Origin of the sequence: Pseudonocardia halophobica, from assembly GCF_050948485.1 — a bacterium.
In the GTDB taxonomy this organism is placed as follows: domain Bacteria; phylum Actinomycetota; class Actinomycetes; order Mycobacteriales; family Pseudonocardiaceae; genus Pseudonocardia; species Pseudonocardia halophobica.
The window spans coordinates 1,194,084-1,209,478 of the sequence record NZ_CP192046.1; the positions used below are offsets into that span (position 1 = coordinate 1,194,084).

Sequence of the window (15,395 nt, forward strand, 5' to 3'; positions counted from 1 at the left end):
ACATGCGTGGGAGGGTTGTCATCTGGCTCTCATCGCCCGGTCACCCGGCGCCACCAGGGTCGTCGGCGTGCACCGTCTCCCGCTGCTGGTCGCCGAAGCCGTTGCGCGGGGCTTAGCCCAGACGGCAGAGGTCCCCGTCGAGCATGCCCATCGCGCAGGCGCGGCGGATGTTCGCGCGGGTGTCGGGGGACAGGCGTTCGGCGACGGCCTGCCGCACCCGCTCGCGCCGGCCCTCGCCCGGGCGGCGGTCCGCCACGGCGCTCTGCCGCCGGGCCACGGCGACGGGCTCGGTGACGGCGGGGACCGGCGCCGCGACGGGCTGCGTCGCCGCCGCGATCGCGGGAGTGAGCGCGATCGCGGCGAGCGTGCCGCCGTCGACGACACCGGCCCCCGCGGGTTCGGGGGCCGCGACGGGCGCGGCCGGGACCTCGGGGACCTCGGGGACCGTGGCCGCGGCGAAGGTCGGGAGCGGCACGGGCGCGCTCGTCGTGGACAGCGAGACCGCCGTCATCGTGCTGCCGGACAGCGCCGCCAGCACCGTCCCCGCGATCGCCGTCCGTCCTACCGCACCCGCCGCCACGTCCCGCCCCTTCCGTCGTCCGGTACCCGGGCTATCGACTGCCGCCGGCGGGCGTTAGCCCGGACGGAGCAGCGAAACCCGATCGGGTGGTGGTGCCAGCACCACCCTCGACCCGCGGGCAGCACCGCTCCCGCTCGGCAGGCTCGCCGGATGTATCCGGGCGGCGGGTCGGAGAAGTCTCTCCAGTGACGGCCGGACGCCCCGGTCGTCGGGAAGGACGTCATGCGCCCCGCCGACCAGGCACCCGCGACCGAGGAGCCCTCCGCCCGGATCGACCGGCTCGCCCGTGCCGCCGCGACCGGCGACCGCCGCGCCTGCGAGGACCTGATGGCCGCGGTGCACCCGCCGGTGCTGCGCTACTGCCGCGTGCGGCTCGCCCAGGGCGCCGGCGACGCGACCTCGGCCGAGGACATGGCGCAGGACACGATGATCGCCCTGTTCAAGGCGCTGCCGAAGGCGGACCTGGACTCGGGCCCCTTCCTGGCGCTGGCGTTCACGATCGCCCGCAACAAGATCGTCGACACCGTGCGGCGGCGCGGCATCTCCCGCATCGACCTCACCGACCAGGTGCCGGACAGCGTCTCGACCGCCGACGCCCCGGACGAGCTGAGCCTGCGCGCCGAGCAGGCGCGGATGGTGCAGCGGCTGCTCGGCCGGCTGCCCGAGCGGCACCGCGACGTGCTGAGGCTGCGGCTGATCGAGGGCCTGTCGGCGGCCGAGACCGCGGCCGTGCTCGGCTCGACACCCGGCTCCGTCCGCGTCACCCAGCACCGCGCCCTGACCAGCCTGCGCCGCTACCTGGCGGAGCGGCAGAGCACGCCCGCGGTCCCGCGGCAGGCCCCGGAGCTCGCCGCCGTGTGACTCGCCCCGCCGGGTCCGGTACGAGGGGTCCGGAGCCGGCGGGGCGGGACGACTACCCTGGACGCTCGTGTCCCTCACCCTCGGCATCGTCGGGCTGCCCAACGTCGGCAAGTCGACCCTGTTCAACGCCCTGACGCGCAACGACGTGCTCGCGGCGAACTACCCGTTCGCCACGATCGAGCCCAACGTCGGGGTGGTGCCGCTGCCGGACTCCCGGCTGGACAAGCTGGCCGAGATGTTCGCCTCGGCCAAGGTCGTGCCGGCCACGGTCTCGTTCGTCGACATCGCCGGGATCGTGAAGGGCGCCTCCGAGGGCGCCGGGCTGGGCAACAAGTTCCTCGCCAACATCCGCGAGTCCGACGCGATCTGCCAGGTCGTGCGGGTGTTCGCCGACGACGACGTGGTCCACGTCGACGGCAAGGTCGACCCCGCCGCGGACATCGAGACGATCTCGACCGAGCTGATCCTGGCCGACCTGCAGACGCTGGAGAAGGCGATCCCGCGGCTGACCAAGGAGGCCCGGATGCAGAAGGACCGCCGGGAGGTCCTGGCCGCGGCCGAGGCCGCCGCGGAGGTCCTCAACTCGGGCCGCACGCTGTTCCAGGCCGGCGTGGACCCCGCCCCGCTGCGCGAGCTGACCCTGCTGACCACCAAGCCGTTCCTCTACGTGTTCAACGCCGACGAGGGCGTCCTCACGGACGAGACCCGCAAGAAGGAGCTCACCGACCTCGTCGCGCCCGCCGAGGCCGTGTTCCTCGACGCCAAGGTCGAGTCCGAGCTGCTGGAGCTCGACGAGGAGTCGGCCCGCGAGCTGCTCGAGTCGATCGGCCAGCCCGAGCCCGGCCTGTACTCGCTCGCCCGCGCCGGCTTCCGCACCCTGGGCCTCCAGACCTACCTCACCGCCGGGCCCAAGGAGGCGCGCGCCTGGACGATCCACCAGGGCGACACCGCCCCCCAGGCCGCCGGCGTGATCCACTCGGACTTCGAGAAGGGCTTCATCAAGGCCGAGATCGTCTCCTACTCCGACCTCGTCGACGCCGGCTCGATGCACGCCGCCAAGTCCGCGGGCAAGGTGCGGATGGAGGGCAAGGACTACGTCATGCAGGACGGGGACGTGGTGGAGTTCCGCTTCAACGTCTGACCTCGGGCTGTTTCGCCTGGTCAGTTCGCTATGCGGCTCCGTCGTTCGTCAGCTGTTCGTCAATAGGCGCGAAGACCTCGCCGAGTATGGCCGCTGCGGCGGCGCGCGTGCGGTCCTCGGCGGTCGGCCACAGGTGCGCGTAGGTGTTCAGGGTGACGGTCGCGCTGGAGTGCCCGAGGGAGCGCTGGACCGTCACGACGTCGCAGCCCGCGGCGATCAGACCGGACGCGTAGAAATGCCGGAGGTCGTGCAGCTTGGTCGTCGGGCAGCCCGCAATGGTGCGCGTCTTCCGCCACCAGTAGCCCACGGTGTTCTGGTGCGGCGGGTTGCCGTTCTCCCCGTGGAACAGCCACCGGTCGGTGCCCAGGCCGCGTAGCCGGGCAACGTGCCCCCGGACGATCGTGACCAGGCCATCGGCGAGGTAGATCGTCCGTTCGCTGCCGTACTTGGGAGCGCGGATCTCGACCCCGCCGCCGCGCTCGCGCTGGACCTGGCGGTGCACGACGAGCCGGCGGTCGTCGAGGTCGAAGTCTCCGACCTTGAGCGCGGCAGCCTCGCCGAGCCGGAGCCCCGCGAAGGCGGCCAGAGCCACGAACGTACGGAAATCCCTGCCGGCCGAGTCGAGCAGCGTGCGGACCTGGGCGGCGGTGGGGAGCTGCATGGCGGCGTCCGCGCGTCGTGCTCGCGGCAGCCGGACGCCCTCGCCGGGATCGGCAGCGATCACCCGGTCCTTGACTGCTCCGCGCAGTGTGGCCCGCACGTTGTTGAAGCGGGTCCGGATCGTGCCGGGAGCCAGGCCCGGCGGCTGTCCAGGGCCTCGGTCCATCGTCTGCATGTGCTTGACCCAGGCCTCGACATGGGAGCGCAGCAGGGACCGCATCGGGACGTCCCAGAAGGTCACCGAGCGCGCGGCGAGACTCATCGCGCGTTCGGTGCCAGGCGCCCAGAGCTGCCGTGCGGCCCAGCGCTCGAAGTACTCGCCGAAGGTGACCCGGCCGGCGTTCGGGTCCACATAGTTGCCGCTGACGAGCGCGGTGGTTTGTTCGTCGAGCCACCGTTGCGCGTCGGTCTTCCGCTTGGTCGTGCGGGTGATCTGCTTGCCGCCCGGGACCGGCCGGTACTGCGCCTGCCATCGTCCGTCGGGCAGCTTCCGGATGCTGGCCACTACACGGCCTCATGGACAAGTGAATCGACCCACGCACGGACGTCCTGGGGGCGGTAGCGAACGTGGCGGCCGACCCTGATGCCACGAGGTCCGTAGTTGCGGCTACGCCACTGGTAGAGCGTCTGGACGGGTACACGGAGGAACTCGGCGACGTCCTTGATGCCCCAAAGCTGCTCGGTCATGACGTCCTCCTGGTCGTGCGCAGTTCTCGGATGCGTTCGGCGTGGGCGAGGGCGAGTTCGCGGTCGGCGTCGGTGTGGTGGCCGATGCCGACGAGGTGCCAGTCGTTGACGACGATCACGGGTTCGTCGGCGGGGTGGCCGAGCTGATCGAGCTGTTCGGTCAGGCGCCAGGCGCGGCGCTCGTGGCGGATGGTGCGGAAGGTGGTGGAGTAGGCGCGGCTCTTGGTGAGGAAGTGGCCGCGGAAGCCAAGCATGTGGGCCCATTTGCGGAGGTTGAGTTCCGCGTACTGGGTGAGTCCGCCGAGGTGCCAGGCGGTCTCGATGAGGCGCCGGTGGTGCGTGGCGAGGGCCATGCGCTCGAGGTGGGCCAGCGAACGGATGGGCCGGTCCGGGTGGCCGTCGGTCTTGCCGGTGCCCTTGGTGGCGTACTTGGCGATGTAGCCGGCGAGGCGGGTGTCGGTGATCTCGCCGTCGTCGTCGGTGACGGCCTCGTGCGCGGTGGGGGTGATCTCACGCAGGTCGAGCTGGGCGCCCCACCTCAGGCGCAACGTTGTCCCGTCGGGCCGTTCGAAGTCGAGGGCGGTCGCGGTGGCGGCTTCTTGGATTGCGTCGCGGAGGCTCTCGCCGTCGATGCCGGCCGGTGGGGGATCAGAGGGCCCGTCGGGGCCGTCGAGGCGGATGGCCGCGTGGAAGTGGACAAGGCCGCGGCGTTGGTACTCGGCGACCTTGGCGTAGGAGAGGCGGGCGAGCTGTCCGAAGCGGCGCCCGGAAACGCCGAGCCGGGCGGCGAGGGCCCGGCGCAGCGCGATGGTGAAGCGGTGCCAGAGCTTCCCGGCGTGGGCCTGCCAGAGCACCGCGGCTTCGTAGTCGTAGCTGTCGTGGTCGACGGGCCCGCCGACGTTCGGGTCGTTGGCCTGGTGGTGGGTCCCGCAGGAGCACGAGATAACGCGGCCGCGGGCGGTGAGCCGTCGGGTGTGGACCGGCCCGAACGAGGGCGCGGTCAGCGTCAGGAACACCCGCGGCCGGTCGGTGACCGAGGCCGGGACGCCGCGCTCGGCTCCGGCGAGTCCGGCGCGGATGAGGTGGAAGGCGTCGGCGGCGTAGCGGTCCGAGCAGGACGGGCAGACGGTGTCGCGTCGGTTCCCGCAGGGCGCCCAGACCTCGCCGGTGCGCTGGGCCAGGACGCGGCCGTCGGTGGTGGTGATGGTGGACGAGCCGCGCAGGCGGACCGGGTGGGCGCAGCCGCCGGTGGCTTCCATGCGGGCGCGCCAGGCCGGGTAGTCGAAGGAGCGCAGACGGTTGCTCAGATCCAGGTCTGTCATCGGGCGTACACCTCGTGCTCGTGTTCGATCTCGACCGGGTCCGCGACGAAGCCGTGGTGACGGGCCAGGCGTTCGGCCCCGGCGCGGTAGGAGCGGGCGCGCCCGACGACGTCGCCGGCCTCGGTCTCGACGAGGTAGGCGCCGTCCTCGCGGACGATCGAGCCGGAGAAGCCCGCCGGTCCGCAGGTGACCAGCCTCAGGCCCGGCCGGACGACGTCGACGTGGACGAGCACCCGATCCCCGGGCGCCGGCCCGCTCGCGGCGGTGGCCGGGACGTCGACCGCGGTCGCGGCCTCGGGCTCCGGGCGCCCGTCGACGGTCACGCTGACCCGGGAGCCGGGGACGAGGCGACCGGCGGCAAGCAACTGGTGCACGGTGGCCGCCACGTCCGGGCGGGTGGGGATGGCGTGCTCGGTGGCCCGGGTGCCGACGTGACGGGTGTGCACGCTGTCGCTGATGCCGACCAGGACGAACCCGGGGTCGGCAGCGTCGCGCAGGACCCGATCGGTCAGGTCGTCGTCGAAGAGCAGGTCTTGACCGGCGATCTCCCGGCGCGAGCGGGGGAACGGGCTCATCGGGTCCACCACCAGGCGTAGCGGGCTTCGCTGCCCCACTCAACGGCCAGCGCGCGGGTGGTCTGCCACTCGACCAGGACGGCGCCGACGACCGCGGCCCAGAACCAGCCGGAGCCGGTGCCGAGCACGAGCCAGAGCACCCCGAGGACGGCGGCGAGCGTGACGGTGGTCTTGAGCCAGGTCGCGGCGGCCCATCCGGTGACGGTCCACATCACGCCGCCTCCGTGCTGTCGATTGCGCGCAGCTCCGGCGGCGCGGGCGGGGCGCAGCGGGCGACGAGCTCGTCGATCTCGTCGTCGGTGACCTGGCAGGCGCGGAAGCGGATCGGGAGTCGCGATCGTTGGTCGATCATGTAGCCGATCCCGGCGTGGGCCTCGTCGCCGGGGATCTCGTCGGCCAGCGCGCCGCGGTCCCGGGCTCCGTCGCCGAGGACCATGTCGACGTGCGAGGCGGCGGTGACGCCGAGGCAGATCCGGGTGGTGAACAGCTCCCGGACGTCGACGACGTCCTTGGTCGGTTCCTGCACGTAGCCCATCACCGCGGTGAGGCAGGCCCGGCCTTGGGTGAGGATCTCGGCGAGCAGCCGCAGGGCCTCGCGGACGTCGGCGCGTTCGCCGTAGGCGGTGAGCATCGCCATCTCGTCGATCACGACCAGGTCGAGCGGGGTCTCGGTGCTGACCTCGAGGCGGCGCAGGCCGTGGTCGGCCATGTGCTGCTGGCGGGCCTTCATCTCGTCGCGGGCGTCGGTGAGCAGCGCGATCGCCTCGGCGGCGGTGGTGGCGTGGCGGTGGAACAGCGGGACGCCGCGGCGGGTCTCGGCCCCGCCCTTGAGGTCGATCACGTGCACGCGGACCAGGCCGTCGCGGATGGCCGGTCCCATGGCGCGCAGCGGGGACCAGATCAGCGAGCCCTTCCCGGACCCCGATGCGCCGGCCACCACCACGTGTCGACCCGGGACCCCGAGCGTGAACGGGTGGCCGTATTCGTCCTCGCCGACCGGCAGCGCCGTCAGATCCACCGATTCCGCCGAGGCCGGGATGGTCGGCGCCGGGATGGCGAACCGGAACGGCATGTCCCGCTCGACGACGACGTTCAGCACCCCGGGCCGCTGGCGCGCGACAGCGACTCGGTGGGCGCCGAGGGCGTCGGCGAGCGGTTCGGTGCGGCCGGTCCAAAGCGTGAGGTCCTGGCCCCGGGTCAGCCGGATGCGCAGGGTGTCGATCGAGGGTGTCGCGGAGCGGACGCGCAGCACGCGGGGGGCGTCGATGTGTCCGGTGTGGTGGTTGGTCTGGGCGAGTCCGCAGTCGGCGAGCAGGGTGGCCCAGCGCCGGCCGCGGTAGGTGGTCCAGCGCCGCCAGGTCGCGCGCAGCGTCGGGGCGGCGAGGCGGTCGAACGAGGGCGGGTGCAGCCGGCCCCAGACCACGACCATGAGCGCCATCGCGGCGACCGCGATCAGGGTCGGGAGGGCGCCGACCAGAACCGCGGCAGCGATCAGGGCGGCCGGGACGAGGGCGAACAGCGGATGCCGGACCAGCCAGGCCAGGCCGCGGAACTCGCCACCGACCCGGCGGGAGGAATGGCGGACGTCGTGGCGTGCGCGGTGGTGGCGCAGGGACGGGCGGTTAGCGGGGCGAGCCATGGTCAGACTCCCTTGCGGATGGCGAGCTGGGCCAGACGCAGGCCCTCGGCGACCCCGGCGCGCCAGGCCTGCTCAGTCGGGATCTCCGGGGCAGTGGCGTGGAGGAACCGACGGCGTTCGCGGTCGAGTCGGCGCACCAGGCGGCCGACGCCGTGAGTGGGCTGGCGGACCCGGCCGTGGCTGGTGCGTGCGGTGGTCAGTGGCATAGCGACTCCTCAGGAGCGGTGGCGGTGCAGGGGATCCCGGTGCCGTGGCAGCCGGGGCAGACGCCGTCCCCGGGGCAGGCCGGGCAGGGGCGGGCGTCGCCGGCGCCGGGGTGGGTCTCGGCGGTGGTGCCGTAGCCGTCGCAGGTGTCGCACGAGCCGGAGCCCGTGCAGTCGAGACAGGTGCTCATCGGCTGGCCTTCCTTGGTGGGTGGCCTGTTTTCGGGCAGGGGGCAGCCAGTGCGGAAGTGCTGCGATTTCGCCGATCAGAAGGGGGTCGGCTGCCCCGTGCCCGGGAGCGGCCGGATCAGGCCGCTGAAGGATGGGCCGTCAGGCCGGGGGCTACTTGTCCCCGGAGGGACGCGGAGTCGGGGCGGCGGCGTGCTTGATGCCCATCGCCCGCCAGGCGAGCCCGGCGTTGACCCGCCCGGCGGTCTCCATCTGGTACGGGGTGACACGGGCGTCGATCAGCTCGACGCGGGCGTCCTCGCCGAAGTCGGGGCCGGGGTCGGTCCCGAGGGTCACCTTGATCTCCTCGCCCTTCGGCGCACGCTCGCCCGGCTTGACCCGCAGCTTCGCGAACAACGACACCGTGAACTGGGTGGCGCCGTCCTTGTCTGTCACCGGCACCTGAGCGCCGTTGGCGTCCTCGCGCATCTTCGGGGCGGGCGGCTCGACGACGGTCAGCTTGTAGCCGCCAAGGTTGACGGGGATGTCTCGCATCGGGTGGGCCTCCGACTCGGATTGAGCTATCTCTATCGGGCTCGCCTAGTGGAGCACGGGTGCAAGCCAGCTGTCAAACAGAGATAGCTCTATCGCTCGGATGGCATAGGGCTAGCCTTGACGGTAGGTACGGAGCGATCTGACCTTGCTACGGGTTTCCGCTGGTCAGCGGGTACTGATGACGGAGGTGACGTGGCGAGCGGCTACCGGGACGTCGCTGACGCTCTGCGGTCGGCGATCGAGGCGGGGGAGTACCCGCCGGGCTCGACCCTGCCTAAGCAGGACGAGATCGCCGCGCGCCACGAGGTCAACATCCACACCGTGCGTAAGGCCGTCGCCCAGCTCGAAGCCGAAGGCCTGGTGACGCCCATCCGCCGCCGAGGCACGGTGGTGCGGGCGCGGCCGCCGATGCGCCGGCTTGGGACCGAGCGCTACGCCAAGAGCCGCTGGAAGGCCGGGATCATCGGCTTCTCCGCCGACCGTGAGGCCTCGGGTGTGCCGTGGAAGCCGGGCGATCAGACTCAGACCATCAGCAAGGTTCCCGCTGACGACACCATCGCGAAGGCGCTCGACGTCGAGCCTGGCGCGGAGGTCTATGAGCGCGCCCGCCTGGTCAAGGACGACGGCCAGCCGACCCACACCCTCGCCAGCTACTACCGTCCCGAGGACGTCGAGGGCACCCCGATCGTCGACCCCACGCCCGGGCCTGTCCCCGGCGGAGGTGGCTTCGGCGTGCTCACCTCGAAGGGCATGGAGCCCGAGAGGATGACAGAGACTATCCACTCGCGCATGCCCACCCAGGACGAGATTGAGACCCTCGAGCTGCCCGCGGGAGAGCCGGTGATGATCCTGGAGCGCCAGACCTTTACCGCCGACGGCCGCTGTGTGGAGTTCGCCCGCGGAGTCCACGCCGCCAGCCGCTTCTCCTGGACCTACAGCTTCCAGATCCCCGACTGAGCCATGTCGCGCACCAGCTCAGCCCTCGACGACCCCGAGATCGCCCACGCCGTCGAGACCCTGTGGAACTACCACCGCCTCGACACCGGCACCGACACCCGCAGCGACGTCGGCATCGGACTCGGCAGCCATGACCTCTCCGTTGCCAGCACCACTGCCGAGCTCTACCACCGCGGCCTCTTCCCGTTGATCGTCTTCACCGGCGCCAACGCCCCCACCACTCTCGACCGGTTCCCGCGCGGCGAGGCCGTGCACTATCGCGAGCACGCCATCGAACTGGGCGTCCCTGCCGACGCGATCCTCGTCGAGGACCAGGCCACCAACACGGGCGAGAACATCACCCGCACCCACGAGCTGCTCGCGGCTGCCGGGCACCAGGTGCACACAGCGACCCTCATCAGCCGGCCGTACCAACAGCGTCGAGCCCGTGCCACCTGCCGCCAGCTGTGGCCTGAGGTCGAGGTCGTCACCGCTGGCGCGTCGATGGGGCTGCGCGACTACATCGCCAGCATCGGCGACGAGCACCGCGTGATCTCCATGCTCGTCGGCGACACCCAGCGCATCGAGGTCTACGCGGAGCGCGGATTTTCGGCGCCCGAGCAGATCCCCGCCGAGGCCCGAGACGCGATGTCCCTGCTCATCGCTCGCGGCTACACAGACCGCCTCCTCGCCGGCTAGCCAAGATCGCGAAGCTGGTCACACCTAGGCATCGTGATCCAGTGGCGCCGCGCGGATGTATGGCCGAGGCATGCGACAAACAGAGGTGGGAAGCCGCGGGTCGGTACTGACTCGCTTCGTCCGCCGCCGACGCGCGCCCACGATCATCAAAAGTGGGTATTTCCTCAACGGGGCGACCGCAAGATCAGGGACTTCCTGCGGAGGCGCGGGTTGCGGTCGTAACGGTGGCCCGAACAGCCCCGACGAACGGGCAGCTTCCGCCCTAAGTGCCCCGGGGGGCCTCCTGTGACGAACCCGCCAAGGTCTCCTTGGGAGACCGACCAACCTTCGGCCTGGGACGGCGCTGAACCGCCCACGCTCCAGTTCCCCCGGGTGCCTCAGCAGCGAGGGTCTGTTCCGTCCCCTGCGCCTGCTCCCATGGCGTCTAAGCGCAGGAGATGGCCGTTCGTCGTGGGCGGCATCGGCGCGCTCATTCTGTTGGTTGTCATCGTCGGCCTCGTGACGGGCAGTCCAGCACCGACTACCACCGCCGCTGTGCCGACCCCGACGAACCCACCACCCGCTCTGCAGCGCACCCCAGAGCAGGCCTTCGTCGGCGACGTCTTGGACACACCAGGCCTTACGTCGACCATGTCCGAGTCCGACATGATCGGTATCGGTCGCGGTGCGTGTGAGGTCATGGCCTATCAGCAGTTCTCGCGGGCCGACCTGATCGCCCAGCTCGGCCAGTCGAAGTACGGCCCGCAGGTGATGGAGGTCTTCGTCGACGCCGCGCACCGCAACCTCTGCCCGCAGTACGCCTTCCCATCCGTCACTACCGGTGGAGCGGTAGCCACGGCAGCTGTCCCACCCGCGAGCAGTTCCACTGTCAACACGGTGTCGGACGGCACCTACCTCGTCGGCGAGGACCTGACGGCGGGAACCTGGAAGACGTCTGGCGGCAGCGGTGGGAGTGCCTGCTACTGGGCTCGCCTGAAGGACGACGCGGGCTCCAACATCATCGCCAACAACTATGGATCCGGCCCTGCCCGCTTCACCGCCAAGAAGGGCGAGTATGTCCAGCTCTCCGGCGGCTGCAGCTGGATGAAGCAGGGATGAGCGGCGGCACTCGTGCCCAGCTGCCAGCTCGCACATAGCGTGCCCGTCGGCCTTGGGGTTCAGACTTTCTCTACCTGATCAAGGCGGCGGCTCCGCGGCCGCGCCGGACGAGGCGTGCGGCCTCCGGCCGGTCCTCGTCCGGCGCGGAGGCATGGCAGGCCAGAGTGACCAGGGCTCAGCCGGGCGCGCCTCGAGGAAGTGGCTCGAGGAGACCGGTCGGACGGTGTTGTTCCTTAAGATGGCAGCCTACTCAAGAGCCGCGCCGGGGCGTTGCGCGCAAGCGTGCCGATGGCAGCCTGATACGATCTAAAGGGACATTGGGGAGAGAGTCGTATGGCTATTAGTACGTCGCTTAGCGGTCGTCTGCGGAACACTTCGCTCCCCAAGACGCATGCTCTTTTTCCTCTTCACGAGGCGGTCGTTAACTCGATTCAGTCGATCGACGCATCAGGAAAGGATCTTGAACAAAGTAGAATCTCTGTCAGGATTCACAGATCGCCGCAGGCTGCGCTCTTTTCGGAAGCAGCCGAAGACGCGTCGCCACAGGTTCCCTCGCCCATCATCGGCTTCGAGATCCAAGACAACGGTGAAGGATTCCACGACGCCAACTTTTCCTCGTTCCAAACTCTCGACTCGGACTACAAGGTTCGCTACGGTTGCCGCGGTGTGGGGCGACTTTTGTGGTTGAAAGCGTTCGACAAGGTCGAGATCTCCAGTAACTTCATCGACGCTGATGGGGCTCTGAAGAATCGGTCTTTCATATTTGCTGAACCTGACGGTGTCTCGGCAGATCTCGTCGTAGACGCCCACGGGGATCCTGGGACCAACGTTCAGCTACTCAACTTCGCGGAGAGCTATCGAAAGGCTGCGCCGAAGGCGACCAAGTCGATCGCCAGAGGAATCCTGGAGCATTGCCTATGGTATTTTGTCAGGCCCGGTGGAGCGCCTAATATTAGCGTCGCCGACGACACTGAAAAGTATGATCTCAATGAACTGTTCGACGACTACGCTCTCTCTGACTCGGAGTCAAGCCAGCTAGAAGTCAAAGGACAAGACTTCGAGGTCGTCCATCTGAGGCTTCGTGTCGTTGCCCGGAGCAATCCGACGTTGAGCTGGTGTGCTGCGAGTCGGGTGGTACACGACGAGAACTTGATCGGCAAAGTTCCTGGGCTGTATGGCAAGCTCACCTCTGATGGTAAGTCGTTCACATATGCAAGCTTCGTTTCTTCGCCATACCTAGACGAACGTGTCCGATCGGAGCGCACAGGATTCGACATTCCGGAAAGCTCTGATGGCACGCTTGACGAAACAGAGCCAGCGATGGTGGATATCCGCGAGGCCGTAATCGACTCTATTGAGAAGTACCTGGGGGATAGTCTGACAGACGCTCGGGCGGCCGGACGGGAACGCGTTCGAACATTTGTTGAGCAGAAGGGCCCGAGGTATCGCCCGCTTCTGCGTCACCTCGACGAGGCAACTATCAGTGTTGATCCTCAGATCAACGATCGCGATCTCGAGCTCCTGTTGCACAAGCAGTTGACAGATTTCGAGACAGAACTCATGGTGGAAGGGCAGGAGGTGCTAAGGAGCGACGCCCTCCAGTCGTCTGACTACGAGGAGCGAGTTGACCAATACCTGGCGAAGGTCGAGGATATCAAGAAGTCTGACCTCGCGGCCTACGTCTCTCGGAGATGGGTAATTCTAGAACTTCTCGAACGGGCCCTTAAAATCAATCCGGACGGCCGCTACTCTCGCGAGGACGAGATCCACCGTCTAATAATGCCGATGCGGTCCACATCAGACGACGCCAGCGCCGACGCGGCCAACCTCTGGGTCATCGACGAGCGTCTCGCTTTCCATAACTTCCTGGCCTCGGACAAAACGATAAAGTCGATGCCTATAACCTCTTCTGACTCGGCGAAGGAGCCAGATCTTCTGGGCTTGAAATTGGTGGACATTCCGACGCTTGTCGCCAACGGCGATCGGCTACCGCTGGCAAGCATTACCGTTGTCGAGATTAAGCGCCCCATGCGCAACGACGCAGGCGAGGGTGAAGGCAAGGATCCCATCACTCAGGCTCTTGGGTATCTACGCAGAGTGCGAGAGGGAAGCGTCACGACCGCCGAGGGGCGTCTCATACCAGGCGGCGATCAGATCCCCGGATTTGTGTACATTCTTGCCGACTTGACTCCGTCGATGAAAGAGCGTTGTGATGTTGCCAACTTGCGCCCTACTCAGGATGGGTCAGGTTACTTTGGGTACAACGAGCGCTACAAGGCGTATATCGAGGTAATTGGGTTTGACGGCTTGCTGAACGCAGCCAAGCAGCGGAATCGCGCATTCTTCGACAAGCTTGGTCTGCCTATCAACTAAGCTGGCCCGGGCGTCTCGAGGTTGCTGCACGCCGTCCGCGAGACGCCCTGGGCCAAAGTGCCTACTTGCTCGCACCTACTTTGTCGTGTCCGCCGCGTACAGCCTCGCCAGCCTTCGTGGTCGGCTTGGTGACGGCCTGAACTGCTTTTGTGATGGACTCCTTGCCGGAACCTGCTGACATGGTAGCTACACCCTCGTCGTTCACTACGACCTTGCCGCCGATTCCGTTCCACGTCTCAGACACGATCCAGTCGACATCCTTCAGCGTCGCCCGTGCCTCGGCGATTCCCTTTGAGTCTTCTCGGTAGAACGCAGCGCCGAGGCTTGCGAGAGCTACGCGAACAGCAATGGTGCGAATGACTCGAGACTTGTCGCCAAGGACCTCGGGGCCGCCGAAATGATCGAAAATTTCGCCAAACCACTGAATTGCAGCTTTGTTGAGCTTTTCGAAGTCCACGCCGTCCCAAGAGTCGGTTTTCTTCGACTTGTTCAGCGCATTGTTGGGGCCTAGCACGATCGCTTTGACCATTTGCTCAGCATGAGTGAGAAGGATCCACTGCCCCTGGCGCTGGTGGCTCGAGGTCAGCTGTCGCCCTGTGGTTGCGACTCCGATCTGCAGGGTAGAGAATATCTCCTTCGTGGCGCTAATCCACTTATTGCGAGGGTCAATATTTGCCTTGGTGATGTTGTCGACCGGCGTCCCCTCGAAGTTCAGGTCGACGAACATCTTCGCGGCATTTTCCGTGCTTATGCCGTGAAAGATCTCGACTGTCACGAGCTGATTCAACAGCTTGTCTTTGAGTGCGGGTGATACCGAGGGATCCGCGTTGATATCGACGCCTGCAAGGTGTCGGCATTCCCCATCTGCCAACGCGCCTCGGCCGAGCTCGCTGTAATCGTAGGTCGTCCACGGGCTCTGAATTCCGCTAACCGTGACGGGATTCTCGCTCTCAGTCATCGTCTCGGGCCACACTGCGACGAAGCCAGGAAGGACGCCGAAAGCCTCTTCGGGGCTGACCGCGAACTGCTTTAGCAGATAGTCGCGCAAATCACCCATTGTGTTCTTCATCTTCGGTGTCGGATTGAGACGCTGCACGGGAACGGACTCTCCGCCAATGCTACGGCGCTCGAAATCTACTTTTTGGAATGGTCGCTGCATCTTCGCGCGAATAGGGGCAAGTTGTGCGGTACGGGGATCTACGGTCTTTCCCTCTTCGAGATCGCGAACGGCGTCCTCGAGGACGAGGCCCGAGATGTGGTTGTCGAGCACCCACTGGAAGGGCACCACGGTAGTGAAGTGGTAAGCGTTCCGCCGGATACCGGTGATCGTTCTTGGGATCAGCAACTCGTCCTGCCCTCGTCGTCGGAGTGCTTAGACTGTCGTACTCGAGGAGGACCTGCAAGTACTCGAGTATTTGCAGCTGACGCTCGAGTATCTCATGACATGGCTCGAGCACGACTTGCCGATGCTCGAGCGGCCAGAGGTAGCCTCCTTGAGACGCAGGGTCGGCGCGTCCAAGGGCGGCTTGTCCGACGCGATCCGTCGCCGACTCGAGCGTGCCTAGCGCGCTCACGACTCGTCGACGTTCGGTCCGTCGACGTCCGGACCTGAGAGAGTTCAAGCGCCCGTCAGGGCAGGTGGGCAGGTTTTGAAGGGTTGGCGACGAGCCCTCGCCGGGCGGGCAGATCAACAGGATGGCGGCCCGTGCCACCCCGACGACCTCCCCGAGGGCTACCACCCGGCCACTCGTGGGCGGAGCATGCGTAGGTCGGCCGGCGGTGGCGTCGAGGGCCGCCCACGGGCGTCCGGGCGGTCGGGCTGCGCCAGGTCGACGGGATGGCACTCAGCGGCGCGGGGGAGGGCCTTCAAGATCGTATCGCCGTCTGTGCGCCGTCTG

At 68.0% G+C, this 15,395-nt stretch carries 17 protein-coding genes; 6 read left to right on the forward strand and 11 right to left on the reverse strand.

Annotated features, from left to right (window positions below; translation table 11 throughout):
- Nucleotides 1-112: 112 nt before the first annotated feature.
- Nucleotides 113-580, reverse strand: a complete 468-nt coding sequence (locus tag ACQP04_RS05830; RefSeq protein WP_433506037.1) for a hypothetical protein — start codon at nucleotides 578-580, stop codon at nucleotides 113-115.
- A 222-nt stretch (nucleotides 581-802) separates the two neighbouring features.
- On the opposite strand from ACQP04_RS05830, the gene ACQP04_RS05835 reads away from it, so the two are divergent.
- Both ACQP04_RS05835 and ychF read left to right on the forward strand, forming a co-directional pair.
- Nucleotides 803-1,441 carry a sigma-70 family RNA polymerase sigma factor gene (locus ACQP04_RS05835; protein WP_433506038.1) on the forward strand — a complete coding sequence of 213 codons (639 nt, stop codon included), beginning with the start codon at nucleotides 803-805 and terminating at the stop codon, nucleotides 1,439-1,441.
- Nucleotides 1,442-1,508: 67 nt separating this feature from the next.
- A complete protein-coding gene (gene ychF / locus ACQP04_RS05840) occupies nucleotides 1,509-2,582 on the forward strand; it encodes a redox-regulated ATPase YchF (RefSeq protein WP_433506039.1) in 1,074 nt (357 codons plus the stop codon).
- Between the two features lie 28 nt (nucleotides 2,583-2,610).
- Here ychF and ACQP04_RS05845 read toward each other — a convergent pair whose 3' ends face one another.
- From ACQP04_RS05845 to ACQP04_RS05885, 9 genes are all read right to left on the reverse strand, one after another.
- Entirely contained in the window at nucleotides 2,611-3,747 is a 1,137-nt protein-coding gene (locus tag ACQP04_RS05845) for a tyrosine-type recombinase/integrase (RefSeq protein ID WP_433506040.1), read from the reverse strand.
- Nucleotides 3,747-3,929 carry a helix-turn-helix transcriptional regulator gene (locus ACQP04_RS05850; RefSeq protein WP_345383418.1) on the reverse strand — a complete coding sequence of 61 codons (183 nt, stop codon included), beginning with the start codon at nucleotides 3,927-3,929 and terminating at the stop codon, nucleotides 3,747-3,749. The genes ACQP04_RS05845 and ACQP04_RS05850 overlap by 1 nt, the downstream gene beginning before the upstream one ends.
- The gene (locus ACQP04_RS05855; RefSeq protein ID WP_433506041.1) at nucleotides 3,926-5,251 is read right to left on the reverse strand and encodes a replication initiator; all 1,326 of its coding nucleotides are present in this window, start codon (nucleotides 5,249-5,251) and stop codon (nucleotides 3,926-3,928) included. Before ACQP04_RS05855 ends, ACQP04_RS05850 begins: the two co-directional genes overlap by 4 nt.
- Nucleotides 5,248-5,826: a hypothetical protein gene (locus ACQP04_RS05860; protein ID WP_433506042.1), complete on the reverse strand. Its 579-nt coding sequence runs from the start codon at nucleotides 5,824-5,826 to the stop codon at nucleotides 5,248-5,250. The genes ACQP04_RS05855 and ACQP04_RS05860 overlap by 4 nt, the downstream gene beginning before the upstream one ends.
- The gene (locus ACQP04_RS05865; protein WP_433508308.1) at nucleotides 5,823-6,038 is read right to left on the reverse strand and encodes a hypothetical protein; all 216 of its coding nucleotides are present in this window, start codon (nucleotides 6,036-6,038) and stop codon (nucleotides 5,823-5,825) included. The genes ACQP04_RS05860 and ACQP04_RS05865 overlap by 4 nt, the downstream gene beginning before the upstream one ends.
- Nucleotides 6,038-7,465 carry an FtsK/SpoIIIE domain-containing protein gene (locus ACQP04_RS05870; RefSeq protein ID WP_433506043.1) on the reverse strand — a complete coding sequence of 476 codons (1,428 nt, stop codon included), beginning with the start codon at nucleotides 7,463-7,465 and terminating at the stop codon, nucleotides 6,038-6,040. The genes ACQP04_RS05865 and ACQP04_RS05870 overlap by 1 nt, the downstream gene beginning before the upstream one ends.
- Nucleotides 7,466-7,467: 2 nt before the next feature.
- Entirely contained in the window at nucleotides 7,468-7,671 is a 204-nt protein-coding gene (locus ACQP04_RS05875) for a hypothetical protein (RefSeq protein WP_433506044.1), read from the reverse strand.
- Nucleotides 7,662-7,859 carry a hypothetical protein gene (locus ACQP04_RS05880; protein ID WP_433506045.1) on the reverse strand — a complete coding sequence of 66 codons (198 nt, stop codon included), beginning with the start codon at nucleotides 7,857-7,859 and terminating at the stop codon, nucleotides 7,662-7,664. Before ACQP04_RS05880 ends, ACQP04_RS05875 begins: the two co-directional genes overlap by 10 nt.
- Before the next feature lie 151 nt (nucleotides 7,860-8,010).
- A complete protein-coding gene (locus ACQP04_RS05885) occupies nucleotides 8,011-8,391 on the reverse strand; it encodes a hypothetical protein (RefSeq protein ID WP_433506046.1) in 381 nt (126 codons plus the stop codon).
- Between the two features lie 192 nt (nucleotides 8,392-8,583).
- Between ACQP04_RS05885 and ACQP04_RS05890 the strand changes: the two genes are divergently transcribed.
- The 4 genes from ACQP04_RS05890 (at nucleotide 8,584) to ACQP04_RS05905 (ending at nucleotide 13,497) form a co-directional block, all read left to right on the forward strand.
- A complete protein-coding gene (locus tag ACQP04_RS05890; RefSeq protein ID WP_433506047.1) occupies nucleotides 8,584-9,348 on the forward strand; it encodes a GntR family transcriptional regulator in 765 nt (254 codons plus the stop codon).
- Between the two features lie 3 nt (nucleotides 9,349-9,351).
- Nucleotides 9,352-10,026 carry a YdcF family protein gene (locus ACQP04_RS05895; RefSeq protein WP_433506048.1) on the forward strand — a complete coding sequence of 225 codons (675 nt, stop codon included), beginning with the start codon at nucleotides 9,352-9,354 and terminating at the stop codon, nucleotides 10,024-10,026.
- 450 nt (nucleotides 10,027-10,476) lie between these two features.
- Entirely contained in the window at nucleotides 10,477-11,124 is a 648-nt protein-coding gene (locus tag ACQP04_RS05900) for a DUF732 domain-containing protein (RefSeq protein ID WP_433506049.1), read from the forward strand.
- 333 nt (nucleotides 11,125-11,457) lie between these two features.
- A complete protein-coding gene (locus ACQP04_RS05905) occupies nucleotides 11,458-13,497 on the forward strand; it encodes a hypothetical protein (RefSeq protein WP_433506050.1) in 2,040 nt (679 codons plus the stop codon).
- Nucleotides 13,498-13,558: 61 nt separating this feature from the next.
- Here ACQP04_RS05905 and ACQP04_RS05910 read toward each other — a convergent pair whose 3' ends face one another.
- On the reverse strand, nucleotides 13,559-14,782 hold the full coding sequence (locus ACQP04_RS05910) for a hypothetical protein (protein WP_433506051.1): 1,224 nt from the start codon (nucleotides 14,780-14,782) through the stop codon (nucleotides 13,559-13,561).
- Nucleotides 14,783-15,395: the final 613 nt, after the last annotated feature.